At 71.4% G+C, this 24,322-nt stretch carries 25 protein-coding genes, 7 tRNA genes and 1 pseudogene; 12 read left to right on the top strand and 21 right to left on the bottom strand.

The genetic code is table 11. The features are described 5' to 3' along the window. Positions 1-36: 36 nt before the first annotated feature. Positions 37-1,014, top strand: a pseudogene (locus tag AB0D74_RS13725) (tellurite resistance/C4-dicarboxylate transporter family protein); the annotation flags it as partial. Here the strand turns inward: AB0D74_RS13725 and AB0D74_RS13720 are convergent. After that, complete coding sequence (locus AB0D74_RS13720; protein WP_362584647.1) at positions 1,015-2,373, bottom strand: TDT family transporter; 1,359 nt, start codon at positions 2,371-2,373, stop codon at positions 1,015-1,017. A 41-nt stretch (positions 2,374-2,414) separates the two neighbouring features. Here AB0D74_RS13720 and AB0D74_RS13715 point away from each other — a divergent pair, with 41 nt between their 5' ends. Next, positions 2,415-3,410 carry a DJ-1/PfpI family protein gene (locus AB0D74_RS13715; protein ID WP_362584644.1) on the top strand — a complete coding sequence of 332 codons (996 nt, stop codon included), beginning with the start codon at positions 2,415-2,417 and terminating at the stop codon, positions 3,408-3,410. A 20-nt stretch (positions 3,411-3,430) separates the two neighbouring features. On the opposite strand, the gene AB0D74_RS13710 is transcribed toward AB0D74_RS13715, so the two are convergent. The 8 genes from AB0D74_RS13710 to AB0D74_RS13675 all read right to left on the bottom strand — a co-directional run bounded on the left by AB0D74_RS13710 (position 3,431) and on the right by AB0D74_RS13675 (position 11,171). Then, positions 3,431-3,835 (bottom strand): nuclear transport factor 2 family protein, encoded by a 405-nt coding sequence (locus AB0D74_RS13710; RefSeq protein WP_362584642.1) that lies wholly within the window; start codon positions 3,833-3,835, stop codon positions 3,431-3,433. 63 nt (positions 3,836-3,898) lie between these two features. Further along, positions 3,899-3,973 (bottom strand) — tRNA-Val (locus AB0D74_RS13705). Positions 3,974-4,012: 39 nt separating this feature from the next. Next, complete coding sequence (locus AB0D74_RS13700) at positions 4,013-4,459, bottom strand: SRPBCC family protein (RefSeq protein ID WP_362584639.1); 447 nt, start codon at positions 4,457-4,459, stop codon at positions 4,013-4,015. 145 nt (positions 4,460-4,604) lie between these two features. After that, positions 4,605-7,343, bottom strand: coding sequence for a Tat pathway signal sequence domain protein (locus AB0D74_RS13695; protein WP_362584636.1), 2,739 nt, complete (start codon positions 7,341-7,343; stop codon positions 4,605-4,607). Between the two features lie 124 nt (positions 7,344-7,467). Beyond that, positions 7,468-8,040: a hypothetical protein gene (locus tag AB0D74_RS13690; protein ID WP_362585121.1), complete on the bottom strand. Its 573-nt coding sequence runs from the start codon at positions 8,038-8,040 to the stop codon at positions 7,468-7,470. A gap of 16 nt (positions 8,041-8,056) precedes the next feature. Further along, the gene (locus AB0D74_RS13685) at positions 8,057-8,914 is read right to left on the bottom strand and encodes a carbohydrate ABC transporter permease (RefSeq protein ID WP_362584633.1); all 858 of its coding nucleotides are present in this window, start codon (positions 8,912-8,914) and stop codon (positions 8,057-8,059) included. Beyond that, positions 8,911-9,873 (bottom strand): sugar ABC transporter permease, encoded by a 963-nt coding sequence (locus AB0D74_RS13680; protein WP_362584630.1) that lies wholly within the window; start codon positions 9,871-9,873, stop codon positions 8,911-8,913. Before AB0D74_RS13680 ends, AB0D74_RS13685 begins: the two co-directional genes overlap by 4 nt. A gap of 11 nt (positions 9,874-9,884) precedes the next feature. After that, complete coding sequence (locus AB0D74_RS13675) at positions 9,885-11,171, bottom strand: extracellular solute-binding protein (RefSeq protein ID WP_362584628.1); 1,287 nt, start codon at positions 11,169-11,171, stop codon at positions 9,885-9,887. Positions 11,172-11,653: 482 nt separating this feature from the next. Here AB0D74_RS13675 and AB0D74_RS13670 point away from each other — a divergent pair, with 482 nt between their 5' ends. Then, positions 11,654-11,815 (top strand): hypothetical protein, encoded by a 162-nt coding sequence (locus tag AB0D74_RS13670; RefSeq protein WP_362584625.1) that lies wholly within the window; start codon positions 11,654-11,656, stop codon positions 11,813-11,815. A 119-nt stretch (positions 11,816-11,934) separates the two neighbouring features. Here the strand turns inward: AB0D74_RS13670 and AB0D74_RS13665 are convergent. Together AB0D74_RS13665 and AB0D74_RS13660 are read right to left on the bottom strand one after the other, a co-directional pair. After that, positions 11,935-12,006, bottom strand: a tRNA-Val gene (locus tag AB0D74_RS13665). Between the two features lie 75 nt (positions 12,007-12,081). Next, positions 12,082-12,546 (bottom strand): TIGR02611 family protein, encoded by a 465-nt coding sequence (locus AB0D74_RS13660; RefSeq protein ID WP_362584622.1) that lies wholly within the window; start codon positions 12,544-12,546, stop codon positions 12,082-12,084. A gap of 191 nt (positions 12,547-12,737) precedes the next feature. Here AB0D74_RS13660 and AB0D74_RS13655 point away from each other — a divergent pair, with 191 nt between their 5' ends. Beyond that, positions 12,738-13,151, top strand: a complete 414-nt coding sequence (locus AB0D74_RS13655; RefSeq protein WP_004002642.1) for an SsgA family sporulation/cell division regulator — start codon at positions 12,738-12,740, stop codon at positions 13,149-13,151. A gap of 269 nt (positions 13,152-13,420) precedes the next feature. Continuing rightward, a complete protein-coding gene (locus AB0D74_RS13650) occupies positions 13,421-13,981 on the top strand; it encodes a CGNR zinc finger domain-containing protein (RefSeq protein WP_362584619.1) in 561 nt (186 codons plus the stop codon). Positions 13,982-14,082: 101 nt separating this feature from the next. Here the strand turns inward: AB0D74_RS13650 and AB0D74_RS13645 are convergent, their stop codons facing one another. Together AB0D74_RS13645 and AB0D74_RS13640 are read right to left on the bottom strand one after the other, a co-directional pair. After that, on the bottom strand, positions 14,083-14,235 hold the full coding sequence (locus AB0D74_RS13645) for a hypothetical protein (protein WP_234531635.1): 153 nt from the start codon (positions 14,233-14,235) through the stop codon (positions 14,083-14,085). 222 nt (positions 14,236-14,457) lie between these two features. Further along, positions 14,458-14,913 (bottom strand): hypothetical protein, encoded by a 456-nt coding sequence (locus AB0D74_RS13640; protein ID WP_362584616.1) that lies wholly within the window; start codon positions 14,911-14,913, stop codon positions 14,458-14,460. Between the two features lie 265 nt (positions 14,914-15,178). Here AB0D74_RS13640 and AB0D74_RS13635 point away from each other — a divergent pair, with 265 nt between their 5' ends. Beyond that, positions 15,179-15,697, top strand: coding sequence for a DsbA family protein (locus AB0D74_RS13635; RefSeq protein ID WP_362584613.1), 519 nt, complete (start codon positions 15,179-15,181; stop codon positions 15,695-15,697). 84 nt (positions 15,698-15,781) lie between these two features. Here AB0D74_RS13635 and AB0D74_RS13630 read toward each other — a convergent pair whose 3' ends face one another. The 3 genes from AB0D74_RS13630 to AB0D74_RS13620 all read right to left on the bottom strand — a co-directional run bounded on the left by AB0D74_RS13630 (position 15,782) and on the right by AB0D74_RS13620 (position 18,660). After that, a complete protein-coding gene (locus AB0D74_RS13630; RefSeq protein WP_362584610.1) occupies positions 15,782-16,606 on the bottom strand; it encodes a GNAT family N-acetyltransferase in 825 nt (274 codons plus the stop codon). Positions 16,607-16,690: 84 nt separating this feature from the next. After that, positions 16,691-17,512 carry an aminodeoxychorismate lyase gene (locus tag AB0D74_RS13625; RefSeq protein WP_362584607.1) on the bottom strand — a complete coding sequence of 274 codons (822 nt, stop codon included), beginning with the start codon at positions 17,510-17,512 and terminating at the stop codon, positions 16,691-16,693. 83 nt (positions 17,513-17,595) lie between these two features. Then, the gene (locus AB0D74_RS13620) at positions 17,596-18,660 is read right to left on the bottom strand and encodes a chorismate-binding protein (protein ID WP_362584604.1); all 1,065 of its coding nucleotides are present in this window, start codon (positions 18,658-18,660) and stop codon (positions 17,596-17,598) included. A gap of 178 nt (positions 18,661-18,838) precedes the next feature. Here AB0D74_RS13620 and AB0D74_RS13615 point away from each other — a divergent pair. From AB0D74_RS13615 to AB0D74_RS13595, 5 genes are all read left to right on the top strand, one after another. After that, positions 18,839-18,911: transfer RNA gene (locus AB0D74_RS13615), tRNA-Gly, on the top strand. 38 nt (positions 18,912-18,949) lie between these two features. Next, positions 18,950-19,023 (top strand) — tRNA-Cys (locus tag AB0D74_RS13610). A gap of 1 nt (position 19,024) precedes the next feature. After that, positions 19,025-19,096, top strand: a tRNA-Val gene (locus AB0D74_RS13605). A 34-nt stretch (positions 19,097-19,130) separates the two neighbouring features. Then, positions 19,131-19,202, top strand: a tRNA-Val gene (locus tag AB0D74_RS13600). Positions 19,203-19,342: 140 nt separating this feature from the next. Beyond that, positions 19,343-19,414 (top strand) — tRNA-Val (locus AB0D74_RS13595). 49 nt (positions 19,415-19,463) lie between these two features. Here the strand turns inward: AB0D74_RS13595 and AB0D74_RS13590 are convergent. The 4 genes from AB0D74_RS13590 to AB0D74_RS13575 form a co-directional block, all read right to left on the bottom strand. After that, positions 19,464-19,775, bottom strand: coding sequence for a zf-TFIIB domain-containing protein (locus tag AB0D74_RS13590; protein ID WP_362584601.1), 312 nt, complete (start codon positions 19,773-19,775; stop codon positions 19,464-19,466). A 121-nt stretch (positions 19,776-19,896) separates the two neighbouring features. Next, positions 19,897-20,820 (bottom strand): phosphotransferase, encoded by a 924-nt coding sequence (locus AB0D74_RS13585; protein ID WP_362584598.1) that lies wholly within the window; start codon positions 20,818-20,820, stop codon positions 19,897-19,899. Between the two features lie 373 nt (positions 20,821-21,193). Beyond that, on the bottom strand, positions 21,194-21,370 hold the full coding sequence (locus AB0D74_RS13580) for a hypothetical protein (protein ID WP_123978469.1): 177 nt from the start codon (positions 21,368-21,370) through the stop codon (positions 21,194-21,196). Positions 21,371-21,577: 207 nt separating this feature from the next. After that, positions 21,578-21,853 (bottom strand): hypothetical protein, encoded by a 276-nt coding sequence (locus tag AB0D74_RS13575; protein WP_294001445.1) that lies wholly within the window; start codon positions 21,851-21,853, stop codon positions 21,578-21,580. 196 nt (positions 21,854-22,049) lie between these two features. On the opposite strand from AB0D74_RS13575, the gene AB0D74_RS13570 reads away from it, so the two are divergent. Further along, positions 22,050-23,396 (top strand): protein kinase, encoded by a 1,347-nt coding sequence (locus tag AB0D74_RS13570; protein WP_362585118.1) that lies wholly within the window; start codon positions 22,050-22,052, stop codon positions 23,394-23,396. A gap of 30 nt (positions 23,397-23,426) precedes the next feature. Here the strand turns inward: AB0D74_RS13570 and AB0D74_RS13565 are convergent, their stop codons facing one another. Further along, the gene (locus tag AB0D74_RS13565; protein ID WP_362584594.1) at positions 23,427-24,245 is read right to left on the bottom strand and encodes an RNA methyltransferase; all 819 of its coding nucleotides are present in this window, start codon (positions 24,243-24,245) and stop codon (positions 23,427-23,429) included. Between the last annotated feature and the right edge of the window lie 77 nt (positions 24,246-24,322).

The raw sequence follows: 24,322 nt of genomic DNA, 5'->3' as shown, positions 1-24,322 counted from the left end.
GCTCTCTCCGCCGCGCCGGCCGACGTCAGTCCGGGGGCGCTCGCGTTCGTCATGGGCACCGGCATCGTCTCCACGTGCCTGTACCTCGTCGGCGCCGGCGCCTTCTCCACGGTGCTTCTCTGGGTGGCCCTGGCCGGATTCGCGGTACTGGTGCCCGCCTACGGCCGGCGGCTGCTGCGCCGTCGGCAGCGGTTCGTCGCGGATCTTCTCGGGCCGCGTGCCTTCGCCTTCCTCACCCTCGCCATCTCGGCGAACGTGCTGGCCGCGCGCCTCGTCCCGGCCGGGCAGACCGCGGCGGCCGGGGCGTTCCTGGCGTTCGGGGTGCTGATGTAGCTGGTGCTGGACTACGGCATTCCGCTGGCGCTCATCACCACCCTGCGGCGGGAACCGTCGATCGACCAGGTGAACGGCACCTGGTTCCTGTGGGCGGTGGGATCGCAGTCGGTGGCGGTCGCGGCGGCCTCGCTGGCCCGGGACGTCCCGGGCCCCGTGCTGCCGGTACTGGCGGTGGTGTGCTGGGCGGTCGGCCTGGTGCAGTACCTGCTGACCGCCGCGATCGTGCTGGCCCGGCTGCTGGCCCGGCCGGTGCGGCCGGAAGGGCTCATGACCTCGGTCTGGATCTTCATGGGGGCGGCGGCGATCACGGTGCTCGCCGGAGTGCGGCTGGTCGCGCTCGCGCCGGGCCCCTTGCTGCTGTCGCGTCCGGTCGTCCTCGGGACGTCGATCATCCTGTGGTCGTTCTCCAGCTGGCTGGTCCCGCTGCTGCTCGCCCTGGGCGTGTGGCGGCACATGGTGCGCCGGATTCCGCTGCGCTACGAGCTCGGCTGGTGGAACCTGGTCTTCCCGATCGGCATGTACGCGGCCAGTACGCACGAGCTGGGACGGGCGACCGGAGCCGGGTGGATGACCGCCGCCGGCCGTGTGGAGGTCTGGGTCGCGGCGGCGGTCTGGTGTGTCGTGTTCGTAGCCTTGGTGGCGGCCTCGGTCCGGCCCCGCACCGTGGCACGAACCTAGTCAGGAACCCTTGTGCGAGGCGGGCCCACCGGCCCGACGGCGCCGTCCGACGGCGTGCCGCAGGGAGTGCCACGCGACCACTGCCCAGGCCGCGACGAGCAGCGCGTACAGGGTGACGGCACACCACACGAACGGCTGCGAGCCGGTACGGGTGGCGAGGGCGCTGGTGCCGGTGACGCAGGCGCCCAGCGGGAAGATGAAGGACCACCAGGTGGGCGCGAAGGGCAGCCCCCTGCGGATCTCGCGCACGGTCAGCGCCGTGGCGAGCACCAGCCACAGCATGGCGAAGCCCCATATCCCGAGCCCGCCGAGAACCGCCGCGACCGCGCTCCCGCGGGCGTACGGAGCGGGGAGCGCGCTCGGCGCCGCGGTGGCCAGCCCGCCCAGCGCCGTCACCACCTGGTCCAGCGCCCCCACCCCGATCCACACCGTGGGTACCGTCGCACCGCTGGGTGCCTCGTGGTGCACCAGTCGGCTGTAGACCATGGCCAGCACCAGCAGGACCGCCACCAGCCCGAGCCCGAGCAGCGCGTAGCAGCCCAGCAGCAGGGCGAGCCGCGGCTGCCCGGCCGGTGCCCCGGGCACGAGCAGTGCACCCGTCGCCGCGGAGACGATCGGCGGCACCACCGGCAGCAGCCAGCCGCCGGAGGCCGCGTCCGGCGTGAACCGGTGCCGCGTGACCATCAGGTAGGGCACCGCGCAGGCGCTGGCGAGACCGAGCACGGTACCGGCGGACCACAGCACCCGGTCCGCGTCCAGCGCCACCCGCTCCCCGATCAGCCGCGGGCCGAGCAGCAGCGTCCCGGCCCCCACAGTGAGCAGTGCCATCGGAGGTGCCCCGAGGAACTGCGCCAGCAGGGGATCGCCGGCGTGCACGCGCAGTTTCCGCTGCCCGAGGTAACGGGCCGCCAGCACGATCAGCAGCAGCCCGGCCCCCGCCCAGACCGCCGTGGCGGCCTCACGGAGTCCGGGCAGGGTGCGCGGCAGCGTGGCCGCCGCCACGGCGACGATCCCGGTGCCCATGACGGCCGCGAACCAACCGGGCCCGAGCCGCCCCCGCGCGGCTCCGTCCGCCCCGGCCGGTCGGGCACGGGCAGCCCGGGAACCTCTCCGAGTCCGGCCGCCCTGGGGCGGGACCGCTGGGGTGGTAGTGCAGTGGGGTGCCACGGCGTGCAGGGCCTTCTCTTGTGGTGTCGGAACTTCTCGGGTCGCTCTGACCACGGCCGGAAGCGTCGGGCGGCCGGCCTTGCGAACGTATGGCGCGGCGGGGGTCCCGACAGAGGGCGGCACGCGCCAGGACGCCCTCACACCCGGACATCGGGACACCCCCGCATTGATGAGTTTGAAAATCAAACCCATAAGGTCTATGGTGGGAGGTCCGTCCGGCCGGGAGGCGCACGATGAAGGACAGGCCGTCAGGCAGGAAGCCGCTGCTGGTGACCGTGCTGGTCTTCCCCGGCGTACGTCTGCTCGACGTCACCGGTCCGGTCGAGGTGTTCTCGTCGGCCAACGAGTTCGGCGGCCGTTACCGCGTGCGCATGGTCTCCCCGGACGGTGCCGACGTCACGACGTCGGCCGGGACCGGTCTGCGGGTCGACCTCGCCGCCGCACAGGTACGCGACGTCACCGACGTGCTCGTCGTCCCCGGCGGTCCGGAGTGGCCCTCCCTCGTCAAGGACGACGCCCTGCTGGACGCCGTGCGGGCGCTCGACGCGCGCAGCCTCCGTACCGCGTCCGTCTGCACCGGCGCCTTCCTCCTCGCCGCGGCCGGGCTGCTCGACGGGCGCACCGCGACCACGCACTGGCGGTTCACCGACCAGCTCGCGCTGCGGTACCCACGGGTGACCGTGGCGACCGACGCCCTGTTCGTACGCGACGGGCGCGTCATGACCTCCGCCGGGGTCAGCTCGGGCATCGACCTGTCGCTCGCCCTGGTCGAGGAGCACCTCGGCGCTGACGCCGCCCGCGCCACGGCCAAGGACATGGTCGTCTTCATGCAGCGGCCGGGCGGCCAGTCGCAGTTGAGTGTCCGCACCCGCACCCCCCGCGCGCGTCAGGAGATGCTGCGCCGGGTCCTGGACGCGGTCGCCGAGGACCCGTCCGCCCCGCACACCGTGGCGGCCATGGCACGCCTGGCGGGCGTGAGCCCCCGTCACATGACGCGCCTGTTCCACGAGGAGTTGACCACGACCCCGGCCGGCTACGTCGAGCAGGTCCGCATGGAGGCCGCCCAGGCGATGCTGGAGGGCAGCGACGACCCGATGGCGACGGTGGCCCGGCGCACCGGCTTCGGCTCCCCGGAGTCGCTGCGCCGGGCCTTCGTCCGCAACCTGGGCGTCACGCCGGGGGCCTACCGGGCGCGTTCCCGCACCGCGGACGGCGAACCGGTCGGCTGACGGGCCCTCGGGGCGGGGTGTCAGGTGCCCGTGACGGTCCGTCCCGGCATCGGCTCCGCGAGCGCCGCCCGCCAGGCGGGCGCGCCGAACGGGTCGGCGAAGTACTGGGTCTCGTGCACCACGTGCCCGTCGGCGAACTCCATGATGCTCACCGAGTACGAGGGCGCACCGTCGTAGGTGATGACGCATTCGCTCACCCACAGGTGGGCACGGCCGGTGATGCGCAGGACGGTGAAGTGCCGGTCGGCGGGGTGCCCGCCGCGTTGCGCCGCGATCGCCTCGCGCCCCCGGAAACGCTCGCCCGACTGCGGGTAGTCCAGGATCGCGTCCACGGCGTAGACGGCGTGCTCGGCCTCGACGTCCCCGCGTTCCGACGCCCGCCAGTGTTCCTCGACAGCCGCTCTGATCTCGGAATCAGCGTCCATGTGGCCAGCCTAGGCGCCCCGGACGAAAACGGCCGGTCCGCATCGGCGGACCGGCCTTCCCGGTGGTGGGCGATACTGGGTTCGAACCAGTGACCTCTTCGGTGTGAACGAAGCGCTCTCCCACTGAGCTAATCGCCCGGGAACGGAGGGAACGATACAGGTACCGGCGGGTTCCGTTCAAACCGCTTGGAGGTGGGCGAGCAGCCCGCGCCGTCCCGAGCTCATCATCAGCCGGTGGTTGAGCCGGAAGAACGGCCGCCCCAGCGGGGCGAGTCGCCGCAGCAGCGGCTTGTGGACGTCGACGACCTGCTCGTAGCGGGCGAGGGTGCCGGCGCCGTCGGCGGCGACCGTCCAGCGGGCCCAGCCCTCGATGTCGCCGGTCATCGAGATCTCCAGCACGCCGGCCCCGGGGTCGCGCCGCGCCTCGCGTGCGGTGAACGTGAGGTCGTACGGAAGGAACGACCGGATCGTGAGGACGGCGACGGAGTCGCCCAGCCGTTCCACCGCACGCACCTGGGGCCACCACCGCGGGTACTCCTCCACCTCCCGCAGCGCCTCGTACACCGTGGTGAGCGGTACCGGGAGGGGCCACAGGCTGCGGAAACGGTAGTGGTTCCAGTCCATGGCCCCAGTCTGTCGCAGACCGCGGAGCAGACGGCGGAGCAGGCCGCGGATCTGAGTACGCGTACTCATGCCCACGCGAAGTGACCTGAACCACACTCACCGGTACGAGCGCCGCCGCCCGTGCGACGGCGCTCCCCCACTTCCGTTACGAGGGCATCCTGTCGCCGAGCAGGGCCAGGTTCTCGATGGCCGCGAGCCCGTACAGCGCGGTGTCGTTGGAGGACACCCAGCTCGCCTCGCTGCCCGCGACGAGCGTGACCGGGCCGGAGAGCGGCTCGGTCTGCCACGGCGAGGACTCCATGTAGCCGTCGGAGGCGTAGAACTTCGTCCACGCGCGCTTGGCGAGCGTCGCGTCGCCGGTCTGTACGGCGGCGTACGCGTCGAGGCGCGAGTGGCCCTGGAAGAGCAGCAGGGTGCCGAAGTTGGAGCCGTAGCGTGCCGTCTGTTCCGCCTTGGTGGCGTTGAAGTAGCGGCAGTAGTCGAAGTAGACCTCGTTGAACTTCGGCATGTCGACCAAGTAGATGAGTTCCGCGCAGAGTTCGTTGAGGCCGAAGACCGCGGAGAGGTGCGAGACGGAGACGACCGGGGTGGCCGCGGTGGCGAACTTGCCGGTGTCCAGGTCGTAGAGGCCGCTGCCCTGGACGAAGCCGTTGGGCTGGGCGGCGATGCCCTCCATGGTCGACAGGACGCGGGCCTTGGCCTTCTCCCACTTGGGGCCCTTGCGTTCCCACTCGGTCAGCCAGGCCGAGACCAGGCCGCTCCAGTCGGTGCCGAAGCCGATGGAGAGGGCGTGCCGGTCGGGGGTGTAGGGGTCGGTGCGGACCTTGCGCTGCGGGTCGAGGACGAGGAACGTCTCGTCGGAGTCGACGTTGGCCGCCATGAGGTCGCCGACGCGTTCGTCGGCGGTGAGGAAGTAGTAGAAGCGCCGGTAGGTGGTGTTGGAGATGCGCTGCTGCTTGGCGCTGTCGGCGTAGTGCTGGATGCCGTGCCGGGTGCCGAGCCCTGCCCACTGGCCGATGTGGTAGACGTCGACCTCGCCGGTGTGCCGGGTGAGCGCCTCGGCGAACCGGAAGATGTCCGACCGGCCGCTTCTCAGGTAGGCGTACCAGAGCCAGAGGTCGGGCGAGAGCTCGGAGTTGTCCCAGGCGTAGCCGCCGACGTCGTACCGCCACTGGTGGCGCACGGTGTCGTAGGTGTGCATGAAGTCGCCGTAGTCCCAGAAGCCGTACCAACGGCGCTGCTCCACCTGGTCCTTGTAGTAGGTGAAGAGGAAGTCGAGGTGGTCCTCGATCTTCGCCTTGGCGGCGGTGGAGCGGTCGGGCTCGGAGAACAGGCCGGGGCCGAAGACCTTGGCCTTGATCAACTGCCGGGCCGGGGCGGTGAGTTGCGGGAGCACCCGGACCGCGTCGACCTGGTCGGCGAGCGCCTCGGGGGTCGGTGTCGTCTCGTTGGCCCAGAACAGCAGTTCAGAGGTGCGGGCGATGCCGTAGGGGGTGCCGAACTCCGGCTCGTAGTCCTCGTAGGTGATGTTTAGGCCTTCGAGCTGTTCGGCGTAGGTGTCCTGGCCCATGCCGTCGTGGTAGAAGCGCAGGTCCATCGGCTGGGCCTCGGGCGACCAGAGCCAGAGGGTGACCTCGGCCTCGTCGGTGTGGGCGTCGCGGATGTCGAGCTGGGCCGGGAACTTCTGCCAGAAGTCCCGGAGCCCGAAGGAGAGTCCGCCGCTCGCCCCGCCGACGTACCCGAAGCCGGAGGCCCGCCTGCCGCCGCCGGCCGGGATCCAGCCGTACCCCTTCTTCGTGCGCTTGCGCAGGGTGAAGCCGTCGGCGGAGAGCTGGGCGAGGGTGTAGTCGCCCCAGTTCGGGATGTACTGGAGGCGGGTGGTGACCCGCTGGTCCCAGGTGGCCGGGTCGGGCAGCTTCTCCCCCGCGTACTGAGCCGCCTGCACGGCCGCACCGGGGTCGCGGCGCAGCCCCGTGATGCCCTGGACGGCCTCGCGCAGCAGGCCCGTTCCCTCGCCGCCGATGCGGACGTGCCGGTCGTAGGCCGCGTCCCGCATCGGCACCGCGAAGCGGACGCCGAGCCCGCGGATGAAGTCGCCGCTCGCCCTGCCCGGCTCCTGCGTGCCGTCGTAGGTGATCGTGTGGACCATGCGGAAGGAGTCGGCGCCCGCGTAGAAGTAGAGGCGGATCGAGAACGGCAGCCAACTGCGGCTTCCCTTGCGGTGCTTGCCGTCGATGCGGACGACCGCGCGGACCGGGCCGTCCTGCTCGACGGTGACGGAGCCGATCGCGCCGTCGAAGCGCTCGGTCCTGACCGCGCCCTGGTCCTCGTCCTCGATCTCGGGCTGCCGGATAAGGACCAGCCGGCCGTTCCTGGCGATCTCGGTGGAGCCGCGGGTGACGGACTTGATGATCGTGGAGCCGTTCTTGCCGATCCTCACCGCGATCACGCCGGTGGACACGTCGACGGTCCCGCCGCTCTTGTCGACGGTGACCTTCCGGCTGGGTGCGGCCGGGTCGCCCGCCGCGAGCGTGAGCTTTCCGCTCCCCGAACTCACCGCGTGCGCGGTCCACTTGAGGGAGCCGTCGGGCCAGTAGGCGAGCGGCCAGGTCTGGACGGCCACGTCCTTGCCGGTCTCGTCGGTCAGCGCGAAGGTCTGGTCCTCCTGGAACGCGCCCATCGGCCAGGGCACGCCGACGGTCGAGCCGGGCGCGGCGCCGAGGCCGCCGTCCTCCAGCCAGTCCAGGGTCACCGGGTCCGCGTCGGCGGCCCCGGCCCCGGGCGCGGCCTGCGCGTCCTTCGTCCCCAGTGCCCAGCTGAACTGGGCGGCGGCGCCGGCGACGGCCGCCGCCTTGAGCAGGGACCTGCGAGGGATGGGAGACATGTTTCCGCCTTTCCTTTCCGTGCGGGTGCAAGGTGGTCAGGGGCAAGATGGTCAGGGGAAGATGGTCAGGGGCATGACAGGAAGAGGAACGGCGCCGTAGGCACCGCCCCTGACAACAGGCCGGTCAGCGGCGCCGGTGACGCTCCTCCACAGCGACGGCCGCCGCCGTCACGGCGCCCAGCACGGGCACCGCCAGCGGCGCGACGAGCAGGGCGGAACAGACCACGAGGACCGCTCCCCCGACGAGCAGGAAGGATCCGCCGGGGTCGCGGACGGTACGGCGGCCGGCCGCCGCGAGCAGGGTGCGCCAGCGGTCGCCGGGTGCCCAGACGGCCGCCGCGCGCAGCCCCGCGACCGCGAGACCGATCACCGCGAACAGGCCGAAGGCCCCGACGAGCGGCCCGCCCGGCAGCCCGGCCCGCACCGCCTGGACGTCCACCCAGGCGGCGGCGACGGCAGCCCAGCCGGCGAGCCCGACGAGCCAGCCGCCGGGCAGCGCGGCCCGGAAGTCGCTCACGAACTCCCGCGAACCGCCGGCCACCTGCCCGGTACGACGGCGCAGGTGCCGGGCACCGGCGGCGAAGGCGGCCGGGTAGGTGACGATCCCCAGGGAGGCGACGGCGATCCAGACCCCGGTGAGCAGGCACTCGGCGAAGACGCCGAACCGCTCCGCGAAGACGGACGGCCTTGCGCGCACGTCGGCCACGACGTCATCAGCCCTTCAGTCCGGAGGTCGCCATTCCGTCGATCAGATAGCGCTGGAAGGCGAGGAAGAACAGCAGCACGGGCAGCAGCGCGACGAGGGACATGGCGATCATCCCGCCGTAGTTGGCGGCCACGCCGTCGGAGTCGCGGAACATCATCAGGCCCAGCGAGACCGTGTACTTGCCGGGCTCGTTGAGGTAGATCAGCGGGCCCATGAAGTCGTTCCAGGCGTTGATGAAGGTGAAGATCGCACTGGTGATGAGGGCCGGCCGGCACAGCGGCAGCACGATCGACCAGTAGATGCGGAAGTGCCCGCAGCCGTCGAGCCGGGCCGCCTCGTCGAGTTCCCGGGGCAGATTGCGCATGAACTGCACCATCAGGAAGACGAAGAACGCCTCGGTGGCCAGGTACTTGCCGATCAGCAACGGAATGTAGGTGTTGATCCAACCCAGCTTCTGGAACATCACGTACTGCGGGATCAGCAGCACGTGATACGGCAGGAGCAGGGTGCCGATCATCAGGGAGAAGAGCAGGTTGCGGCCGGCGAACCGGATGCGGGCGAAGGCGTAGGCGGTCAGGGAGCAGGAGACCAGCACACCGACGACGGCGCCGACGGCGTAGAAGAGCGAGTTCTGGAAGAACGTCCAGATGCTGATGTCCGCTATGCCGTCGGCGAGGCCCTTGAAGTTGGACAGGATCGGGTGGCCCGGGAACAACTGGAGGCTGTTGATGATGTCCTTGCTCGGCTTGAACGACGCGCCGATCACCCAGACCACCGGGTAGAGGATGACCGCGAGGATCAGCAGGGCGCCGAGGTGCCAGCCGAGGGAACCGGTGCGCTTGCGGGACAGGACGGGGGAACTCATCGGGCGTCCTCCTCGTAGTGCACCCACTTCTTCTGGGACCAGAAGAGGACGGCGGTCACCAGGGCCACGGCCAGCAGCAGCATCCAGGCCATCGCGGCGGCGAAGCCCATCTGGGCGTTCCTGAAGCCCTGCTCGTAGAGGTAGCAGGTGTAGACGAGCGTGGCGTCGGCCGGTCCGCAGGAGCCGTTGGAGACGACGTACGCCGAGCCGAAGATCTGGAAGGAGTGGATGGTCTCCAGGAGCACGTTGAAGAACAGCACCGGGGAGATCATCGGCAGGGTGATGTTCCAGAACCTGCGCAGCGGTCCGGCGCCGTCCATCTCGGCCGCCTCGTAGAGCTCCCTCGGCACCTGCTTCAGGCCGGCCAGGAAGATGACCATGGGTGCGCCGAACTGCCACACGGTCAGTGCGACCAGGCTGTACAGCACCCAGTCGGCGTTGCCGACCCAGCCGCCGACGTGCCAGCCGAGGAAGGACTGGGTACGGTCCACGATCGCGTCGTCGGAGAACAGGGACCGCCAGACGAAGCCGACGGACACGCTCGCGCCGATGAGCGAGGGGGCGTAGAAGGCGGCCCGGTAGAAGGCCTGGCCGCGGCGGCTCTGGGCCAGCAGCATCGCGACCCCGAGCGCGAGCAGCAGCTTCAGCGGGGTGCCGATGACCACGTACTTCGCGGTCACCTCCACCGACTTCTGCCAGCGGGGGTCGTCGAACATCTTGGTGAAGTTGTCGAGCCCGACCCACTTCGGGGTGTTGAAGAGGTTGTAGTCGGTGAACGCGAAATAGAGCGAGGCGACCATCGGGCCCGCGGTCAGCAGCAGGAAGCCGGCGATCCACGGGGACATGAAGAGGTAGCCGGCGAGGTTCTCGCGCCGGCGGCCGGGCCGCCGCCCCGTGGCGGCGGAGGCGGCCGTACGCTGCCCGCGCGCCGCGGGCAGGGAGTCCTTGACTAGCGTCACAGCAGGTCCCGTCAGGCCTGGAAGGCGGCCTCGGACTCGGTGAAGAACTGCTTCACCGCGTCGGAGACCTTGGTCTTGCCCTGGCCGAGGTCGCCGCCGATGCGCAGGAAGGCGGCCTCGATCGTGTCGGCACCGGAGGGGTGCGGGGTGATCGTGCCGAGGACGCCGGCCTTGGCGGTGTCGTCCTCGTACTGCGCGATCTCCTTGTTCACCGCGTCCGTCGGCTTGTACGCCGTGTACTGCTCGGTGCTGGCGAGAATGCCCCGGTCGTAGCCCATGATCGTGCCGACCTCGGGGTCGTGGACCATGAAGTCGATGAACTGCGCGACCTCCTTGGGGTGGGAGGTGCGGGCCGAGGCGCTCAGCATCAGGGAGGCGAGGTACTGCCCGGTGTGCTTGCCGTCCATGGTCGGGATCGGGGCGAGGCCGTAGGTGCTGTTGCCCTCGGCCGAGTAGCGGACGGTGAAGTTGTCCCAGGTGAACTCGGAGGCGCCGTGGCCGGCGGAGAGGGAGGACTTGGGGAAGTCCTGGGCCACGGTCTTCGGGTCGGTGACGATGCCGGCCTTGACGCGGTTGTAGCCGTCGGTCCACCACTCCGTCAGGTCGGCCTTGTCGAAACCGAGTCCGTCGTCGGTGTAGAACGCCTTGCCGTTCTGGCGGAGGTAGAGGTCGTACAGGTACATGATCGTGAAGTAGCCGGTGTCCCCCGCGACCTTGGTCCTGTCGTGGATGGTCTTCAGGGCCTTGAAGTAGTCGTCCCAGGTCCAGCCCGTGTGCGGCTCGACGCCGGCCTTCTCGTAGACCTTCTTGTCGATGACCAGCGCCATGGTGTTGGAGCCGACGGGGATTCCGAGCTGCTTTCCGTCGACCTCGCCGACCTTGGTGACCCCGGCCCGGAAGTGATCCAGGCTCAGATTTCCTGCCTGAACCTGTGACTTGAGGTCGAGGAGAATTCCTCGCTTGTCGTACTTCCGGAGAAAGGTGACGGCATTCTGGAAAACGTCCGGTGGATTTCCGCCGGCGGCCTGCGTCTGGAACTTCTCCCAGAACGACGCGTACGTCTGAAAGTCGGTCTTGACCTTGATCTTCGGGTACTTCTTCTCGAAGAGCGCGATGGTCTTGTTGATCTTCTGGGCGCGTTCCTCGGCACCCCACCACGAGTAACGGATCGTCACCGTCCCGTCCCCGGAACCGCTGCCGCCTGCACACCCGGCCGTCGCGGCGAGCCCGAGCGTGGCCGCGGTGGCCCCGGCCGCCTTCAGGATGGTCCGTCTCTCCACGTTCCTGCTGGTTCCCACAGTCGGGCCCCTCCCCGCGGCGTCGCCGACGCCTGCATGAATCGTTTCAAGTAAGCGCTTGCTGGCACAAGTTACGGAGGGGCCGGTGAGGCGTCAATGATTCGGACAGGAATTTCTTGCGGGCGGGGCCGAAGGGGCGGGACGGGACCGTGAGGCCGCGAGGGGTGCGGGGCGGACGACAGCACAGGTGAGGGGCGCGCGGTCGAGGGGTCGAACGCGAAGTGGCCCTCAGGAGGCGGGGGTTACGGGTTGGCCTCGGTGAGCAGGGGCGGAGGGGGCCGAGGCCGGCGGGGCGGGCGGGGGCAGGACGCTTTCGGGCGGCGAAGGCCGGAGGGCTGGGATTGGGGTGGGGCGGGGTGGGGTTGGGGTGGGGCGGGGTGGGATCCGCCGGGGGCAGGCAGACGTCGGAGGTATGGGAACCCGCGGGCCCGGCACTGTCGCGGACTTCGGGCCGCCCAGGCCACGTACCGAACGTGACCGCCGTGGCCGTCACAGCCGCGGTGGCCGCCGTGGCCGCCGTCGCAGTGGCCTTCGCGGTCGTCATGGCCGGCGCGGTCGCAGTGGCCTTCGCGGTCATCGCGGTCGCCGTGACCGTCGCCCAAGGCAGTCGTCGCGGGTCGTCATGGCCGACGCGGTCGCCGTGACCGACGCGGTCGCAGTGGCCGTCGCCCGAGGCGGTCACCGCCGCCCTGACGGCGCTTTCTCCGAGCCCCGGAACGACCGCGGCCCACCTGCACTCTCGCAGGTGGGCCGTGGTTCCGGGTGGGCGATACTGGGTTCGAACCAGTGACCTCTTCGGTGTGAACGAAGCGCTCTCCCACTGAGCTAATCGCCCGGGCGCAGGAAGAACATTACCCCATGTCAGGGGGTGCCCCGGACCAGTCGGCGGGGCCTGCGGCCGGCGGCCGGATCACTCCTCGATCTTCCAGGGCACCACGATCCCGAACCTGGAGAGGTACACCCCGGCCCCCGCGGCGACGACCACCAGGCCGATCGTCGTGAGCGTGATGTTGCGGCGGCGCACCTTGGGGTCGAGGGCCTTCTGGGCCGCCTCCGTGACCTTGCGCTTCGTCCAGCGCAGCACCAGCTGGGCCCAGACGAACTCGGTCGCCCAGATCGCCATGCCGGCAAAGATGATCACCCAGCCGGGTCCGGGCAACGGCAGCAGGACGATGCCCACGGCCACCACCGCCAGGCCGATCGCGAAGACCCCGACCTGCCAGCTCAGGTGCAGCATCCGGCGCGCCCTGACGAACTCCGGCGCCCGCGATCCGAGCCCCCGCTCGTCGCCCGCCCGGTCCGTCGTCGCGCCGTCCACCTGACTCCCGTCCGAGACCACGGCAGCCTCGCCCGGTTCGTTACTCCCCGTATTCATACGACCAAACCCTACCTGAGCGATTCAGGTCACCGGAATGGTCGTAGATCGCGTCCGGGTTCTCGGCCGGAAGAGTTACGTAAACACACGCAAAACACTCAGAGGGGTTTACAACGGCACCGTAGGTGGCATGTCGATTTCGCCGACGTGCGAATCCCCGAGCGCACACTGAGCGAAAGGCCCTGGCGCTTATGAACACCACGGTCAGCTGCGAGCTGCACCTGCGCCTCGTTGTGTCGAGCGAGTCATCCCTGCCTGTCCCCGCAGGCCTGCGGTACGACACGGCCGACCCCTACGCCGTGCACGCCACCTTCCACACCGGAGCCGAGGAGACCGTCGAGTGGGTGTTCGCCCGCGACCTCCTCGCCGAGGGGCTGCACCGCCCCACCGGCACCGGCGACGTCCGCGTCTGGCCGTCCCGCAGTCACGGTCAGGGCGTCGTATGCATCGCCCTGAGCTCTCCGGAAGGGGAGGCCCTGCTGGAAGCCCCGGCGCGAGCCCTGGAGTCCTTCCTGAAGCGGACGGACGCCGCCGTGCCCCCCGGCACGGAACACCGCCACTTCGATCTCGATCAGGAGTTGTCGCACATCCTGGCGGAGAGCTGAGGGCACGCCCCCTCCAAGCCGCCCGGCGCCGTCCACTCGGGGAGACGGCTCGGGCCTAGACAACCGCATACGGCAGCACCGGCGCCGCCACCGTGTTGGGTCACGGGGCGGCGCCGGTGTGTCCGCGTGCCCGTGGAACCGCCGGCGGGTGGTACGCGTTGTACCGGACAGTCACGAGCGGGACAGGGACGGTGCGGGGCCGCCGTATGTCGCTACCATCGGCCACCATCGGCGGGCGCCCGCCCGACCCTCAGGCCAGGGAGCGAAACGTGCTGATCACCCACGACACCCGGTGTTCCCTCGACGCCGTGGTGGATCTGGTGAACACCGTGCCGGAGGACGACGCGGCGGCGGACGGGCTGCCCGATGTCGCGGCCCTCCAGGATTTCGTACGAAACCACGACATCAGCGATGTGGGCATGCTTTCGGAGTTCGATCTGTCGGCGGTCCGCAAGGTCCGCGGACGGTTCGCGGGCATCTTCGCCGCTCCGGACGCCCGGATCGCCGCCGGGATGATCAACGAGCTGGTCGCGGCGGCGGGCACCACGCCCCGGCTCACGGACCACGACGGCTACGACTGGCATGTGCACTACTTCGCGCCCGGCGCCTCGGTGGCCGACCATCTCGCCGCCGACTGCGGGATGGCGCTGGCGTTCTTCGTCGTCGCCGGGGAGCAGGAGCGGCTGCGGCGCTGCGAGGCCCCGGACTGCCGGCGCGCCTTCGTCGACCTCTCCCGTAACCGTTCGCGCCGTTACTGCGACAGCCGGACCTGTGGAAACCGCCTGCATGTCGCCGCGTACCGGGCACGCCGCAAGGAGGCGGCGGGCTGATCGGAGGGACGTCGCGGTCGGGGTGTCCGTCGCGGGGCTTACCGACGGTACGGATGCCGACGCCGGTCCCGGCGGGTGGCGCCGGGACGGGCGGGTACGGCTCACAGCCACAGCAGGTCGTGCAGCGCAGCCATGAGGAGCAGACACCCGATCACCGCTAGGAAGATCATCAGCGGTGGCTGGGAAAGGGCGAAGAGGCACCCGCGGGGCTCGTCCTTCGACGGCGCGGCCTCGCTCTGTTTCGTGTCCAGCATCTCGCGGCGATGATGTCTCAGCGGACACCCGTCGCGCGATCAACACGCCCGGAATGGGCGGGAGTTCGCCGAATTCCGTGATGTCCGTTCCGCTTCCGCCCGCCCGTTGATCACTTACGCACGCGCCCGGGACGCACTGTGTCGTTTCAATGCCTCATGTGACTGTCATATGCATGCGCCCGCGGATCGGCTGAACAGCGCCCCGTCCGCCGCCGGGGCGCGTCATATTCCGTGCTTCTTGAGGATGGCCTCGATGTCGCTGAAGTCGTCGCCCGAGCCGGTACCGCGAGGCGCCGCCGCGGGCCTGGCCGCCGGGCGGGTGGCCGGACTCAGGGACGGTGCCGAGGCGGCGGGAGCGACGGCGTCGCGCTGCGCGTCCCGGCCGGCCGCCCTGCGCTCGGCACGGGTGCCACGGGTGCCGCCGCGCCGGCGGTCCACGGCCCGGGTGGTGGCGAACAGGACCCAGGCCGCGCCGAGCACGCCGAAGCCCGCCCAGGCGGTGGGGCTGAAGGCGGTGTCGGCGAGCCAGCCGACCACGCCGGTCATCACCAGGCCGACGGGGACGAGGGAGTAGGCGGCGATGCGGGCCGCCGCCAGGTACCGCTTGCGATAGGCGGTGACCACGGCGATGCCCAGGCCTGCCGCGGACACGGCGGAACAGACTGTCTCGGCGATCATCCGGTCCTCCTGCGGGCTGGGTCGGGCGGGGCGGCGGGCGGAGCGCGCGCTGCTTCGCCCCTTCCATCGTGCACCGCCCGGCTCGTGCGATCCATGCCCAGGCCCGACAATCAGGGGCATCTCGGGGTCCTCTCCGGGTCGCCTCCACCCCAGGGACGAGCCAGGGGCACCCCCGCTCCGGCCGCCGGACACCCGAGGCCCTGCGGCCGGCCACCCCTGTCGTCTCGATTCGGTGGACGGAGCGTGGCCTGGAAGACTGGTCGGCATGAACGACTCCCCCGCGCACACCGACGCCCCGGTCCTCGACGTCTGGTGCGAACTCCAGTGTTCCGACTGCCGCAGCGCCCTGGACGACCTCCGTGCCCTGCGTGCCCGGTACGGTGACCGGCTGGAGCTGCGGCTGCGGCACTTCCCGCTGGAGAAGCACAAGCACGCCTTCGCCGCCGCGCAGGCCGCCGAGGAGGCCCTGGAGCAGGGCAAGGGCTGGGAGTACGTGGAGGCGGTCCTCGGCCGCGTCGAGGAGCTGGACCGCAAGGGCGAGCCGTTCCTGGTCGAGGTGGCCGGTGAACTGGGCCTGGACGCCGAGGAGTTCGACACCGCGCTGGTCGACGGCCGGCACATCCTGATCGTGGACGCCGACCAGGCCGAGGGCAAGGCCATCGGCGTGACCGGCACCCCGACGTACGTCATCGGCGGCGAACGCCTCGACGGCGGCAAGAGCCAGGAGGGGCTGCGCGAGCGGGTGGCGGAGATCGCGGACCGGCTGCTGGCCGGGCAGGCGTGACCTCCGGGCCGGTGTGACCTCCGTGCCGGCCTCAGGGCCGGTCTCAGAGGTGACCGCTGGGCCGACCGCAGGAGTGAGCGGGGCTCAGATCAGGTCCTTGTAGAAGGAGTGCGAGACGGTGACGTACCCCAGCGACTCGTAGAGCCGCTCGGCCGGGGTGTTGCCGGCGAACACGTTGAGACCCAGGGCGTGCTGTCCGGCACCGATCGTCTGCGCCTCCGCCAGCAGCATGAGCGTACGGCCGTGCCCCTCGCCCCGGTGGTCGGCGTCGGTCTCGACCCGGTACACCCAGGCGTCGTCCGCCCGCAGGGCCAGCCACAGGATGCCGACGCGCGTCCCCTCGTGTTCGAGGACGCTGATGCGCGCGCCCTCCGTGGCGAGGCCCCGCGGCAGCAGCCGTGCGTGGTCGCGCCGCGACCTCTCCCGTGCCTCGGCCTCGGAGAGTCCCCGCTCGTGCCACATGCGCGCGTACTTCTCCGAGGCGTGCGCGAGCCACGTCCCGTACTCGGCCTCGGTGAGGTCACGGCCCCGGCTGCCCGCCGGCAGGGCGGGCGGGGTGTCGCCGAGCCGTTTCTCCATGCCCCGGTTGCGCAGGACGTACCCGAGCGCCGCCACCAGGCGCAGGGCCGGCTCCGCGGCGGCGGGCACCTGCACCTCGATCTGCCGGCAGCCCCAGCCGCGCGCCACCTCCTCCGCGGCGAGCGCGGCCACGGTGCCTCGGCCCCGGCGCCGGTCGGGCTCCTCGATGCGCAGGTCGGTGATCCGTGCCACCGGGTCGCCGGGAATCCGTGAGGTGTCCAGGCGGAGGGTGCCGACGGGCCGGCTGTTCACACAGACCTGGAAGCGGCGGGACAGCTCCCCGTCGGTGCTGCGCTGGAGCGGCTCGGTCGGCCGCAGGGTCGTGGTCATCAGGGGTGTTCTACCCACCGGAGACGCGCGCGTCAGCCCGATGAACGACGCGCGCGTCACCCGAACGGATACGGCCGGGGCCCCCTACGGCTCCAGGTCCGCGCCGGACCGCTCGTCGAAGACACGCATGGCCTTGGCGGTCACCGGGCCCGGGGCGCCGGGGAGTTCGCGGTCGTCGACGCGGTGCACGGCCTGGACGTCGCGCAGGGTGGAGGTGAGGAAGATCTCGTCGGCCCGCTCCAGGACGTCCAGGGGCAGGTCGGTCTCGCGGGCGCCGGTCCACTCGACCGTCAGGGCCCGGGTGATGCCGGCCAGGCAGCCGGAGGCGACCGGCGGGGTGTGGATCTCGCCGTCGAGGACGACGAAGACGTTGGAGCCGGTGCCCTCGCAGAGCTGCCCGACCGTGTTGGCGAACAGGGCCTCGGAGGCGCCGTGTTGGTGGGCGCGGGCCAGGGCGACGACGTTCTCGGCGTAGGAGGTGGTCTTCAGGCCGGTGAGCGCGCCGCGTTCGTTGCGGGTCCAGGGGACCGTGATCACGGCGGTGGAGTCGGCGCGGCGGCCGGTCTCGCCGAGGGCGACCACGAGGGTGGGGCCGTGGTCCCCGCGGTCGGAGCCGAGGGGGCCGTGGCCGCCGGTGTAGGTGATGCGCAGCCGGCCCAGCGGCATCGGGTTGGCCGCGAGGACCGCCGCGCAGGCCCGGCGTACCTCGTCGTGGTCGGGGTCGGGCAGGCCGAGGCCACGCGCCGAGCGGGTCAGCCGGTCGAGGTGGCGGGTGAGCGCGAAGGGCCGGCCCTCGGTCGCCTTCACCGTCTCGAAGATGCCGTCCCCCACGGTCAGCCCGTGGTCGAAGACGGAGACACGCGCCGACTCGACGTCCTGCAACCCGCCGTCCAACCAGATCTTCACTGCTCTCTACCTCACACGTCAGTGCCGGGTGCGTCGGTCGCGCCGGACCGGCCGGGGGGTGCCGGGGTGTCTCCCGGGCCGGCTCAGCACCCGGGGCGCCCCTCGTGCACGTCGTACGTACCCGACGCTACCGCGAGCAGCCGGGCGGCCTTCAGCTCGGTCTCCCGCCATTCACCCTCCGGGTCGGAACCCCAGGTGATCCCGGCACCGGTGCCGAACCGCAGCGCGGCACCGCCGCCGGACCGGTCGATCCAGAAGGTACGGATGCCCACGGCCAGCTCCCCGGTGCCCCGGTCCGCGTCGACCCAGCCGATGCCGCCGCAGTAGGGGCCGCGCGGCGCGGTCTCCAGGGCCTCGATGATCCGCAGGGCGCTCGACTTCGGCGCGCCGGTGACCGAGCCGGGCGGGAAGGCCGCGGCGAGCAGTTCGGGCCAGCCGGCGTCGGGGCGCAGCTCGCCCCGGACGGTGGAGACCAGGTGGACCAGTCCGGGGTGTTTCTCCACGGCGCACAGGTCGGGGACGGTCACCGTGCCGGTGGCGCAGACCCGCCCGATGTCGTTGCGGACGAGGTCCACGATCATCACGTTCTCGGCGTAGTCCTTCTCCAGCAGGTCCGCCTCGGTGCGGCCGGTCCCCTTGATGGGCCCGCTCTCGACGGTCCGCCCCGTCCGGCGCAGGAACAGCTCGGGCGAGGCGGTGGCTATCTCCGCACCGTGCGCCGGGAGGCGAATCGTTCCGGCATACGGTGCAGGGTTGCCGCGGGCCAGCAGCGCGGTCAGGTCGTCCACGTCGGCGTCCGGGTCGGCCGGTGCGGACAGCACGCGGCAGAGGTTGGCCTGGTAGACCTCGCCGGCCGCGATGTGCGCACGGATCCGCCGCACCGCCGCCGTGTACGCGGCGCGGTCGAGGGACGACGTCCAGTCACCGGCCGCCGGGCCCCGCCACCGTCCCGGCACCGGCGCGGGCACCGGCTCCTCCCGTACGTCGCCGAACCGGGCACAGGTCAGCCGGCCCTCGAAATCGGCGCAGACGGCCCAGAACCCGGAGGAGTCGAGGGCCGCGGGATCGCTGGTCACGTCGAGGAGACCGGTGGCGACGCGACCGCCGAAGCGGGCGAGGGGAGGGGGGCGGAGAGAGCGATGGAGCACGTCGTCGAGTCTATGGCGGGTGTCCTCGGGGTGGCCCCGGCATGTCGTCAAGGGGGCCCTGACCACGTCATCCGCCGGGACCGGCGCAGCACGCTGCGCAAACGCGTTTTTGTGCTGGCCGGGGAATCCGCTAGAGTTCAACACGTCGCCGGGACGCGAGAGCGGACCGAAACGACAGGCGGACGTAGCTCAGTTGGTAGAGCGCAACCTTGCCAAGGTTGAGGTCGCGAGTTCGAGCCTCGTCGTCCGCTCGAAGGAACAAGGGGTCTTCCCGATCCCCTACACTCCTGGTGGAGTGGCCGAGAGGCGAGGCAACGGCCTGCAAAGCCGTCTACACGGGTTCAAATCCCGTCTCCACCTCCAAGGACGATTAGCTCAGCGGGAGAGCGCTTCCCTGACACGGAAGAGGTCACTGGTTCAATCCCAGTATCGTCCACTGGATCTTCGCCGGAAGGCCGTGGATCTGTCCCGCGCGATTAGCTCAGCGGGAGAGCGCTTCCCTGACACGGAAGAGGTCACTGGTTCAATCCCAGTATCGCGCACGCACCGCCCGTGATCTTCGGATCATGGCCCCGAGGACGATTAGCTCAGCGGGAGAGCGCTTCCCTGACACGGAAGAGGTCACTGGTTCAATCCCAGTATCGCGCACGCACCGCCCGTGATCTTCGGATCATGGCCCCGAGGACGATTAGCTCAGCGGGAGAGCGCTTCCCTGACACGGAAGAGGTCACTGGTTCAATCCCAGTATCGTCCACACAGCAAAGAGCCCCGGCCGTCTCGACGGCCGGGGCTTCTTCGTGCGCTCAGCTGGAGAACAGCATGTGCGCCCAGCTCTTGTTGTGGCCATGGTGGCCGCCGTGGCCGCCGTAGTGCCCGTGGCCGCCCCCGTGGTGGCCGCCACCGTGCTGCGGGGCGCCCCAGGCCGGCGCGGGCGGGGCCGGGTACGCCTGCGGAGCCGGCGGCGGCATGGGCTTGGACCACTGCGCCTCCAGCTGGGTCAGCGCCTCCAGCTCGCCGTAGTCGAGGAAGATGCCCCGGCAGCCGCTGCACTGCTCGATCTGGACGCCGTTGCGGTTGTAGGTGTGCATCGGCGCATGACACTTCGGACACTGCATGCTCGGCTCAACTCCTCGCCGGTAAAAACTGCTTCACGTTCTTCCAGGACAGACTCCGTCCGACCCTGGTCGGTTGCAGCGTACTTCGGGAAATCGTGCGCCAACCGGGCCGGACGAAAGGTCATTCCGGTGCCATTCGGGCGCAGGCGTCGATCAGGGACTGCTCCACCTCGTCCAGGGGGCGCTCCGCCGCGATCGCCTTCGCGAGGTAGCGCGCGCCGGTCTGGACGGTGAGGGAACGGGCCGGGACGTCCAGCGCGGGCCAGGGGTCGCCGTCCTCCGGTACGGCCGGACCGCCGGCCGCGCGGTAGGCGGTGAGGAAACGGGTCCACTCGTCGGGCGGGAGAAGACCGCAGGCGTACCAGGAGGCGGGGCGGGCGAGGTCCCAGGCGGGGACGCCGACGCCGAGATCGTCCACGTCGATGAGCCGCCACGGGCCGTCCGGCGCCGGGTGCCGGACCAGCTGGCCGAGGTGCAGGTCGCCGTGGCAGAGGGTACGGGGGCCGGGCATCGGGGCCTCGGCGCGGGCCCAGGGCGGCAGCGCGGACCAGGCGCGCAGGACGGGCGGGGCGGCGGGGTGGGCGCCCGTGCCGGCGAGGGCTTCCCTGAGCCGGGCCATCGCGAGGGCCGCCTTGACGGGGCCGCGCATCGGCGGTGCGGCGGGGGTGGGCGGGGTGCGGTGGAGCAGGGCGAGGAGGGTGGCGGCGGCTTCCCACGGGGCAGCCTGCGGAGCGTCGGGGTCCACGGGGGCGCCGTACGGCCAGAGGGTGACGGGGCGGTCGTCGACGAAGGCGGCGGGGGCCGGGGCGAGGGGCGGCAGGAACACGTCAGGGAGGGCGGCGGCGGTGGCCAGGCGGTGGGTGAGGGTGGTGGGGTCGGTGGCGGGGGCGTGGGCCTTCGCGACGGTTTCCGCGTGGCGGAGGACCGTGGTGTCGGGGCGGTCGGCGAGGGTGGCGGTGCCGCAGGTGCAGTGGCCGGGGGCCGCGTCGGGGTGGGCCGCGGCTCTGACCTTGGCGGTCAGCTGCGGCAGTACGTCTGCGGTCATGAGGTCCCCCGGGTTGTGCGGCTGGCTGGGGTGAGAGTACGTGGGTGCGCTGGGCCGGGGTTCACAGGTGGCCGGTGTGGGGGCTGAGGCGGGGGTGGGTGTCGCTCGCCCGCGCTTGCGGGGTGCCGCCGCGCCCACCCGTGCCGCCCCAGCGGCACGACTGCCCGCAGTTGAGTTTTAGGGGCGCGGGGAACTGCGCGACCAGCCCCCGCCGGCCCGCGGTCGACGACGCACGCCGTCCCGGGAAAAAAGCAATGCCGGCGCAGCTCCCCAGCTGCGCCGGCATTTTGCCGTCCGCCGCACCCCCGTCCCCACGGGGTTTCATGGGTGGATGTCCCCGCCCGGACCGCTCTTCCGGGCCTGGGGTCGCCGCTCAGCGCCCCAGCATCACTCCCACGGACGACGCCTGTGTGGCCACTGTCTCCCAGCCGTCGAAGACGACGAGGAGCAGGACCGCCAGGGGAAGGGCCATCAGCGTCGCCACCAGCGGGTGACGGCGGCCCTGTCGGCGGGGGCGGGTGGTGTGTGTCCGCTGTGCCGTAAGAGCCATGGTCCCTCTCCTGACCGTTCAGTTGTCGTTGGCAGCGGCGGGTGTCTGACCTCGGGGGACGAGTGCTGCACCCGCCGCTTGACCTCAAATCTAGGCGCGGGCGGCCTCGCGGACGTCATGCCCTCGTACCGAATCGCGGGCCTCCGAGAGGATGAGCCGTGACCTGCGGTCTACTCCCCTGGGTGGAGACGGATCCGGCGTCTCGTCCTACCCCTCGGGGTCTTCCCGGAGGGGGTGCCCGGTCCTTCCCGGTTTTTCCGAGCTGTCCTCCCGGGGCACCGGCTGCTCCACGAGCGCCAGGACCCTGGTCGCCATGAAGCGGGCGGTCCGGACGACGGCGCCGTTCCGCGTGACTTCGCTCACTTCCACCACCCCCCGCCGTACCGCCGTCTCCACCCGGCGGCCTGCCCTGCTCGCCACCACCTCGTAGGTGCGGGTGGTGTCGCCGGCGTCCACGACTATCTCCACGCGGTCACCCTTCACAGCATCAATCCCCCTTCTGTGACGGCTTGTTGGAGCAGACGGGTACTCAAAGGAGCCGATAACGGCGCCTTCCTGACCACTCCTCAAGTCTCCCACCCGGCACTGACAATCCATCCGGCCGAGAGGGCGCGGCCTCTGCGCACGGGCGGCCCGGTAAACGTAAGCTGTGCCACGTCAGACGGACCGGGCAGCGGGGATGAACATGGCGATGATGCGCCTGAGGCGCGAGGACCCGCGCGTCGTCGGCTCGTTCAGGCTTCACAGAAGGCTCGGCGCCGGTGGGATGGGCGTGGTCTACCTCGGCTCCGACAAGAAGGGGCAGCGGGTCGCGCTGAAGGTGATCCGGCCCGATCTGGCGGAGGACCAGGAGTTCCGGTCCCGCTTCGCCCGCGAGGTCTCCGCGGCCCGGCGGATCAGGGGCGGCTGCACCGCGCGGCTGGTCGCGGCCGACCTGGAGGCCGAGCGGCCGTGGTTCGCCACCCAGTACGTGCCCGGTCCCTCGCTGCACGACAAGGTCGCCGACGACGGCCCGCTGGGCGCTGCGGACGCCGCGGCGGTCGGCGCGGCGCTCTCCGAGGGCCTGGTCGCCGTGCACGAGGCCGGGGTCGTGCACCGGGATCTCAAGCCGTCGAACATCCTGCTGTCCCCGAAGGGGCCGCGGATCATCGACTTCGGCATCGCCTGGGCCACCGGGGCCTCCACGCTCACCCATGTCGGCACGGCGGTGGGCTCCCCCGGGTTCCTCGCACCCGAGCAGGTGCGCGGGGCGGCCGTCACCCCGGCCACCGACGTCTTCTCGCTCGGCGCGACCCTCGCCTACGCCTCGACCGGTGACTCGCCCTTCGGGCACGGCAGTTCCGAGGTGATGCTCTACCGCGTGGTCCACGAGGAGCCTGCGCTGCACGGGGTGCCGGACGCGCTCGCTCCGCTGGTGCGGGCCTGTCTGGCGAAGGACCCGGAGGAGCGGCCGAGCACGCTGCAGCTGTCGCTCCGGCTGAAGGAGATCGCCGCGCGCGAGGCGCAGGGGCTGGCCGACGTACGGCCGCCCGCGCCGCGTGCCGCGGAGGCGGACCGGCCCACCGGGCGGCTCACGGACACCTACTCGACCTACCCGGATCCGCAGCGCACCCAGCGCCGGCCGCAGTCCTCGTCGGGTACGTCGGGCACACCGGTGCGGGGCAACGCTCCCTCGCGCGGCGGCAGCGGCTCGCGCCCGGCCGGCGGGATGCCGTCCCGGCCGAACGGCGCGCGCCCCACGCCCGCCCCGCGCGGCAACGGCACCCGGCCGGGGAACGGGACGGGGACCGGGAACCGGCCCGCCTCGCGCGGTGGCAGCGGGCGCCCGGCGCCGCGGCCCACCGGCACCGGACGGCGGCCGGCCAATCCCCGGCTGCTGCGCCAGCGGCTGTTCGTGTTCGTCGTGGTGACCCTGCTGGTGGCGCTGGGGATCGCGCTGGCCCAGGGCTGCTCCGGACCCGCGCACGGCATGGGTGTCCCGGGCGGCGGGGGCACCTCCCCGAAGGCCGCGGCCCTCAGGGAGTAGCGGGCCCCGGGAAGTGGCGGGGCAGCGGTCCTACGCCTCGGGGCGGCCGGTGGTCACCGCGTAGAAGGCGACCGCTGCCGCCGCGCCCACGTTGAGGGAGTCGACGCCGTGGGACATCGGGATGCGCACCCATTCGTCGGCGGCGACCAGCGCCTGCGTGGAGAGGCCGTCGCCCTCCGCGCCGAGCATGAGAGCGACCCTCTCCATCCGGTGCGGGGCCGCCTCGTCCAGGCTGCGGGCCTTCTCGTCCGGGGTGAGGGCGAGCAGCGTGAAGCCGGCCTCGCGGACCGAGTCCAGCCCCTTGGGCCAGGTGTCGAGACGGGCGTACGGCACCGAGAAGACCGCGCCCATGGAGACCTTCACGCTACGGCGGTAGAGCGGGTCGGCGCAGTCCGGGGAGAGCAGTACCGCGTCCATGCCGAGGGCCGCCGCCGAGCGGAAGATCGCGCCGATGTTGGTGTGGTCGTTGACCGACTCCATGACGACGACCCGGCGGGTGGTGCGCAGCAGTTCGGTCGCCGTCGGCAGCGGTTTGCGCTGCATGGAGGCGAGGGCGCCGCGGTGCACGTGGTAGCCGGTGACCTTCTCGGCGAGCTCCGGGCTGACCGCGTAGACGGGGGCCGGGAGTTCGTCTATGACGTCGCGCATGACGTCGACCCACTTGGCGGACAGCAGCATGGAACGCATCTCGTAGCCCGCGTCCTTCGCCCGGCGGATGACTTTCTCGCCCTCGGCGATGAACAGACCCTCGGCCGGTTCGCGCTTGCGGCGCAACTCGACGTCGGTCAGGCCCGTGTAGTCACGGAGGCGCGGGTCGTCGGGATCCTCAACGGTGATGAGATCGGCCACAGGGTGATACTGCCTTGTCCTGGGTGGGGTGCCAATGGTCTGGGGCGGGTTGTGTTACCCGGGGTTACGCCGGGGCC

It is taken from the genome of Streptomyces sp. NPDC048278, from assembly GCF_040652195.1.
In the GTDB taxonomy this organism is placed as follows: domain Bacteria; phylum Actinomycetota; class Actinomycetes; order Streptomycetales; family Streptomycetaceae; genus Streptomyces.
The sequence above is the reverse complement of the archived record's forward strand: the minus strand, read 5'-3'. Positions and strand labels throughout refer to the sequence as shown.

What these genes read in the sequence shown, in the direction of transcription:
- AB0D74_RS13720 (WP_362584647.1), bottom strand. Translation starts at nt 2,373, where the DNA reads ATGGGTTTGATTTTCAAACTCATCAATGCGGGGGTGTCCCGATGTCCG.
- AB0D74_RS13715 (WP_362584644.1), top strand. Translation starts at nt 2,415, where the DNA reads ATGAAGGACAGGCCGTCAGGCAGGAAGCCGCTGCTGGTGACCGTGCTG.
- AB0D74_RS13710 (WP_362584642.1), bottom strand. Translation starts at nt 3,835, where the DNA reads ATGGACGCTGATTCCGAGATCAGAGCGGCTGTCGAGGAACACTGGCGG.
- AB0D74_RS13700 (WP_362584639.1), bottom strand. Translation starts at nt 4,459, where the DNA reads ATGGACTGGAACCACTACCGTTTCCGCAGCCTGTGGCCCCTCCCGGTA.
- AB0D74_RS13695 (WP_362584636.1), bottom strand. Translation starts at nt 7,343, where the DNA reads ATGTCTCCCATCCCTCGCAGGTCCCTGCTCAAGGCGGCGGCCGTCGCC.
- AB0D74_RS13685 (WP_362584633.1), bottom strand. Translation starts at nt 8,914, where the DNA reads ATGAGTTCCCCCGTCCTGTCCCGCAAGCGCACCGGTTCCCTCGGCTGG.
- AB0D74_RS13660 (WP_362584622.1), bottom strand. Translation starts at nt 12,546, where the DNA reads ATGAATACGGGGAGTAACGAACCGGGCGAGGCTGCCGTGGTCTCGGAC.
- AB0D74_RS13655 (WP_004002642.1), top strand. Translation starts at nt 12,738, where the DNA reads ATGAACACCACGGTCAGCTGCGAGCTGCACCTGCGCCTCGTTGTGTCG.
- AB0D74_RS13645 (WP_234531635.1), bottom strand. Translation starts at nt 14,235, where the DNA reads ATGCTGGACACGAAACAGAGCGAGGCCGCGCCGTCGAAGGACGAGCCC.
- AB0D74_RS13640 (WP_362584616.1), bottom strand. Translation starts at nt 14,913, where the DNA reads ATGATCGCCGAGACAGTCTGTTCCGCCGTGTCCGCGGCAGGCCTGGGC.
- AB0D74_RS13635 (WP_362584613.1), top strand. Translation starts at nt 15,179, where the DNA reads ATGAACGACTCCCCCGCGCACACCGACGCCCCGGTCCTCGACGTCTGG.
- AB0D74_RS13630 (WP_362584610.1), bottom strand. Translation starts at nt 16,606, where the DNA reads ATGACCACGACCCTGCGGCCGACCGAGCCGCTCCAGCGCAGCACCGAC.
- AB0D74_RS13590 (WP_362584601.1), bottom strand. Translation starts at nt 19,775, where the DNA reads ATGCAGTGTCCGAAGTGTCATGCGCCGATGCACACCTACAACCGCAAC.
- AB0D74_RS13585 (WP_362584598.1), bottom strand. Translation starts at nt 20,820, where the DNA reads ATGACCGCAGACGTACTGCCGCAGCTGACCGCCAAGGTCAGAGCCGCG.
- AB0D74_RS13580 (WP_123978469.1), bottom strand. Translation starts at nt 21,370, where the DNA reads ATGGCTCTTACGGCACAGCGGACACACACCACCCGCCCCCGCCGACAG.
- AB0D74_RS13570 (WP_362585118.1), top strand. Translation starts at nt 22,050, where the DNA reads ATGAACATGGCGATGATGCGCCTGAGGCGCGAGGACCCGCGCGTCGTC.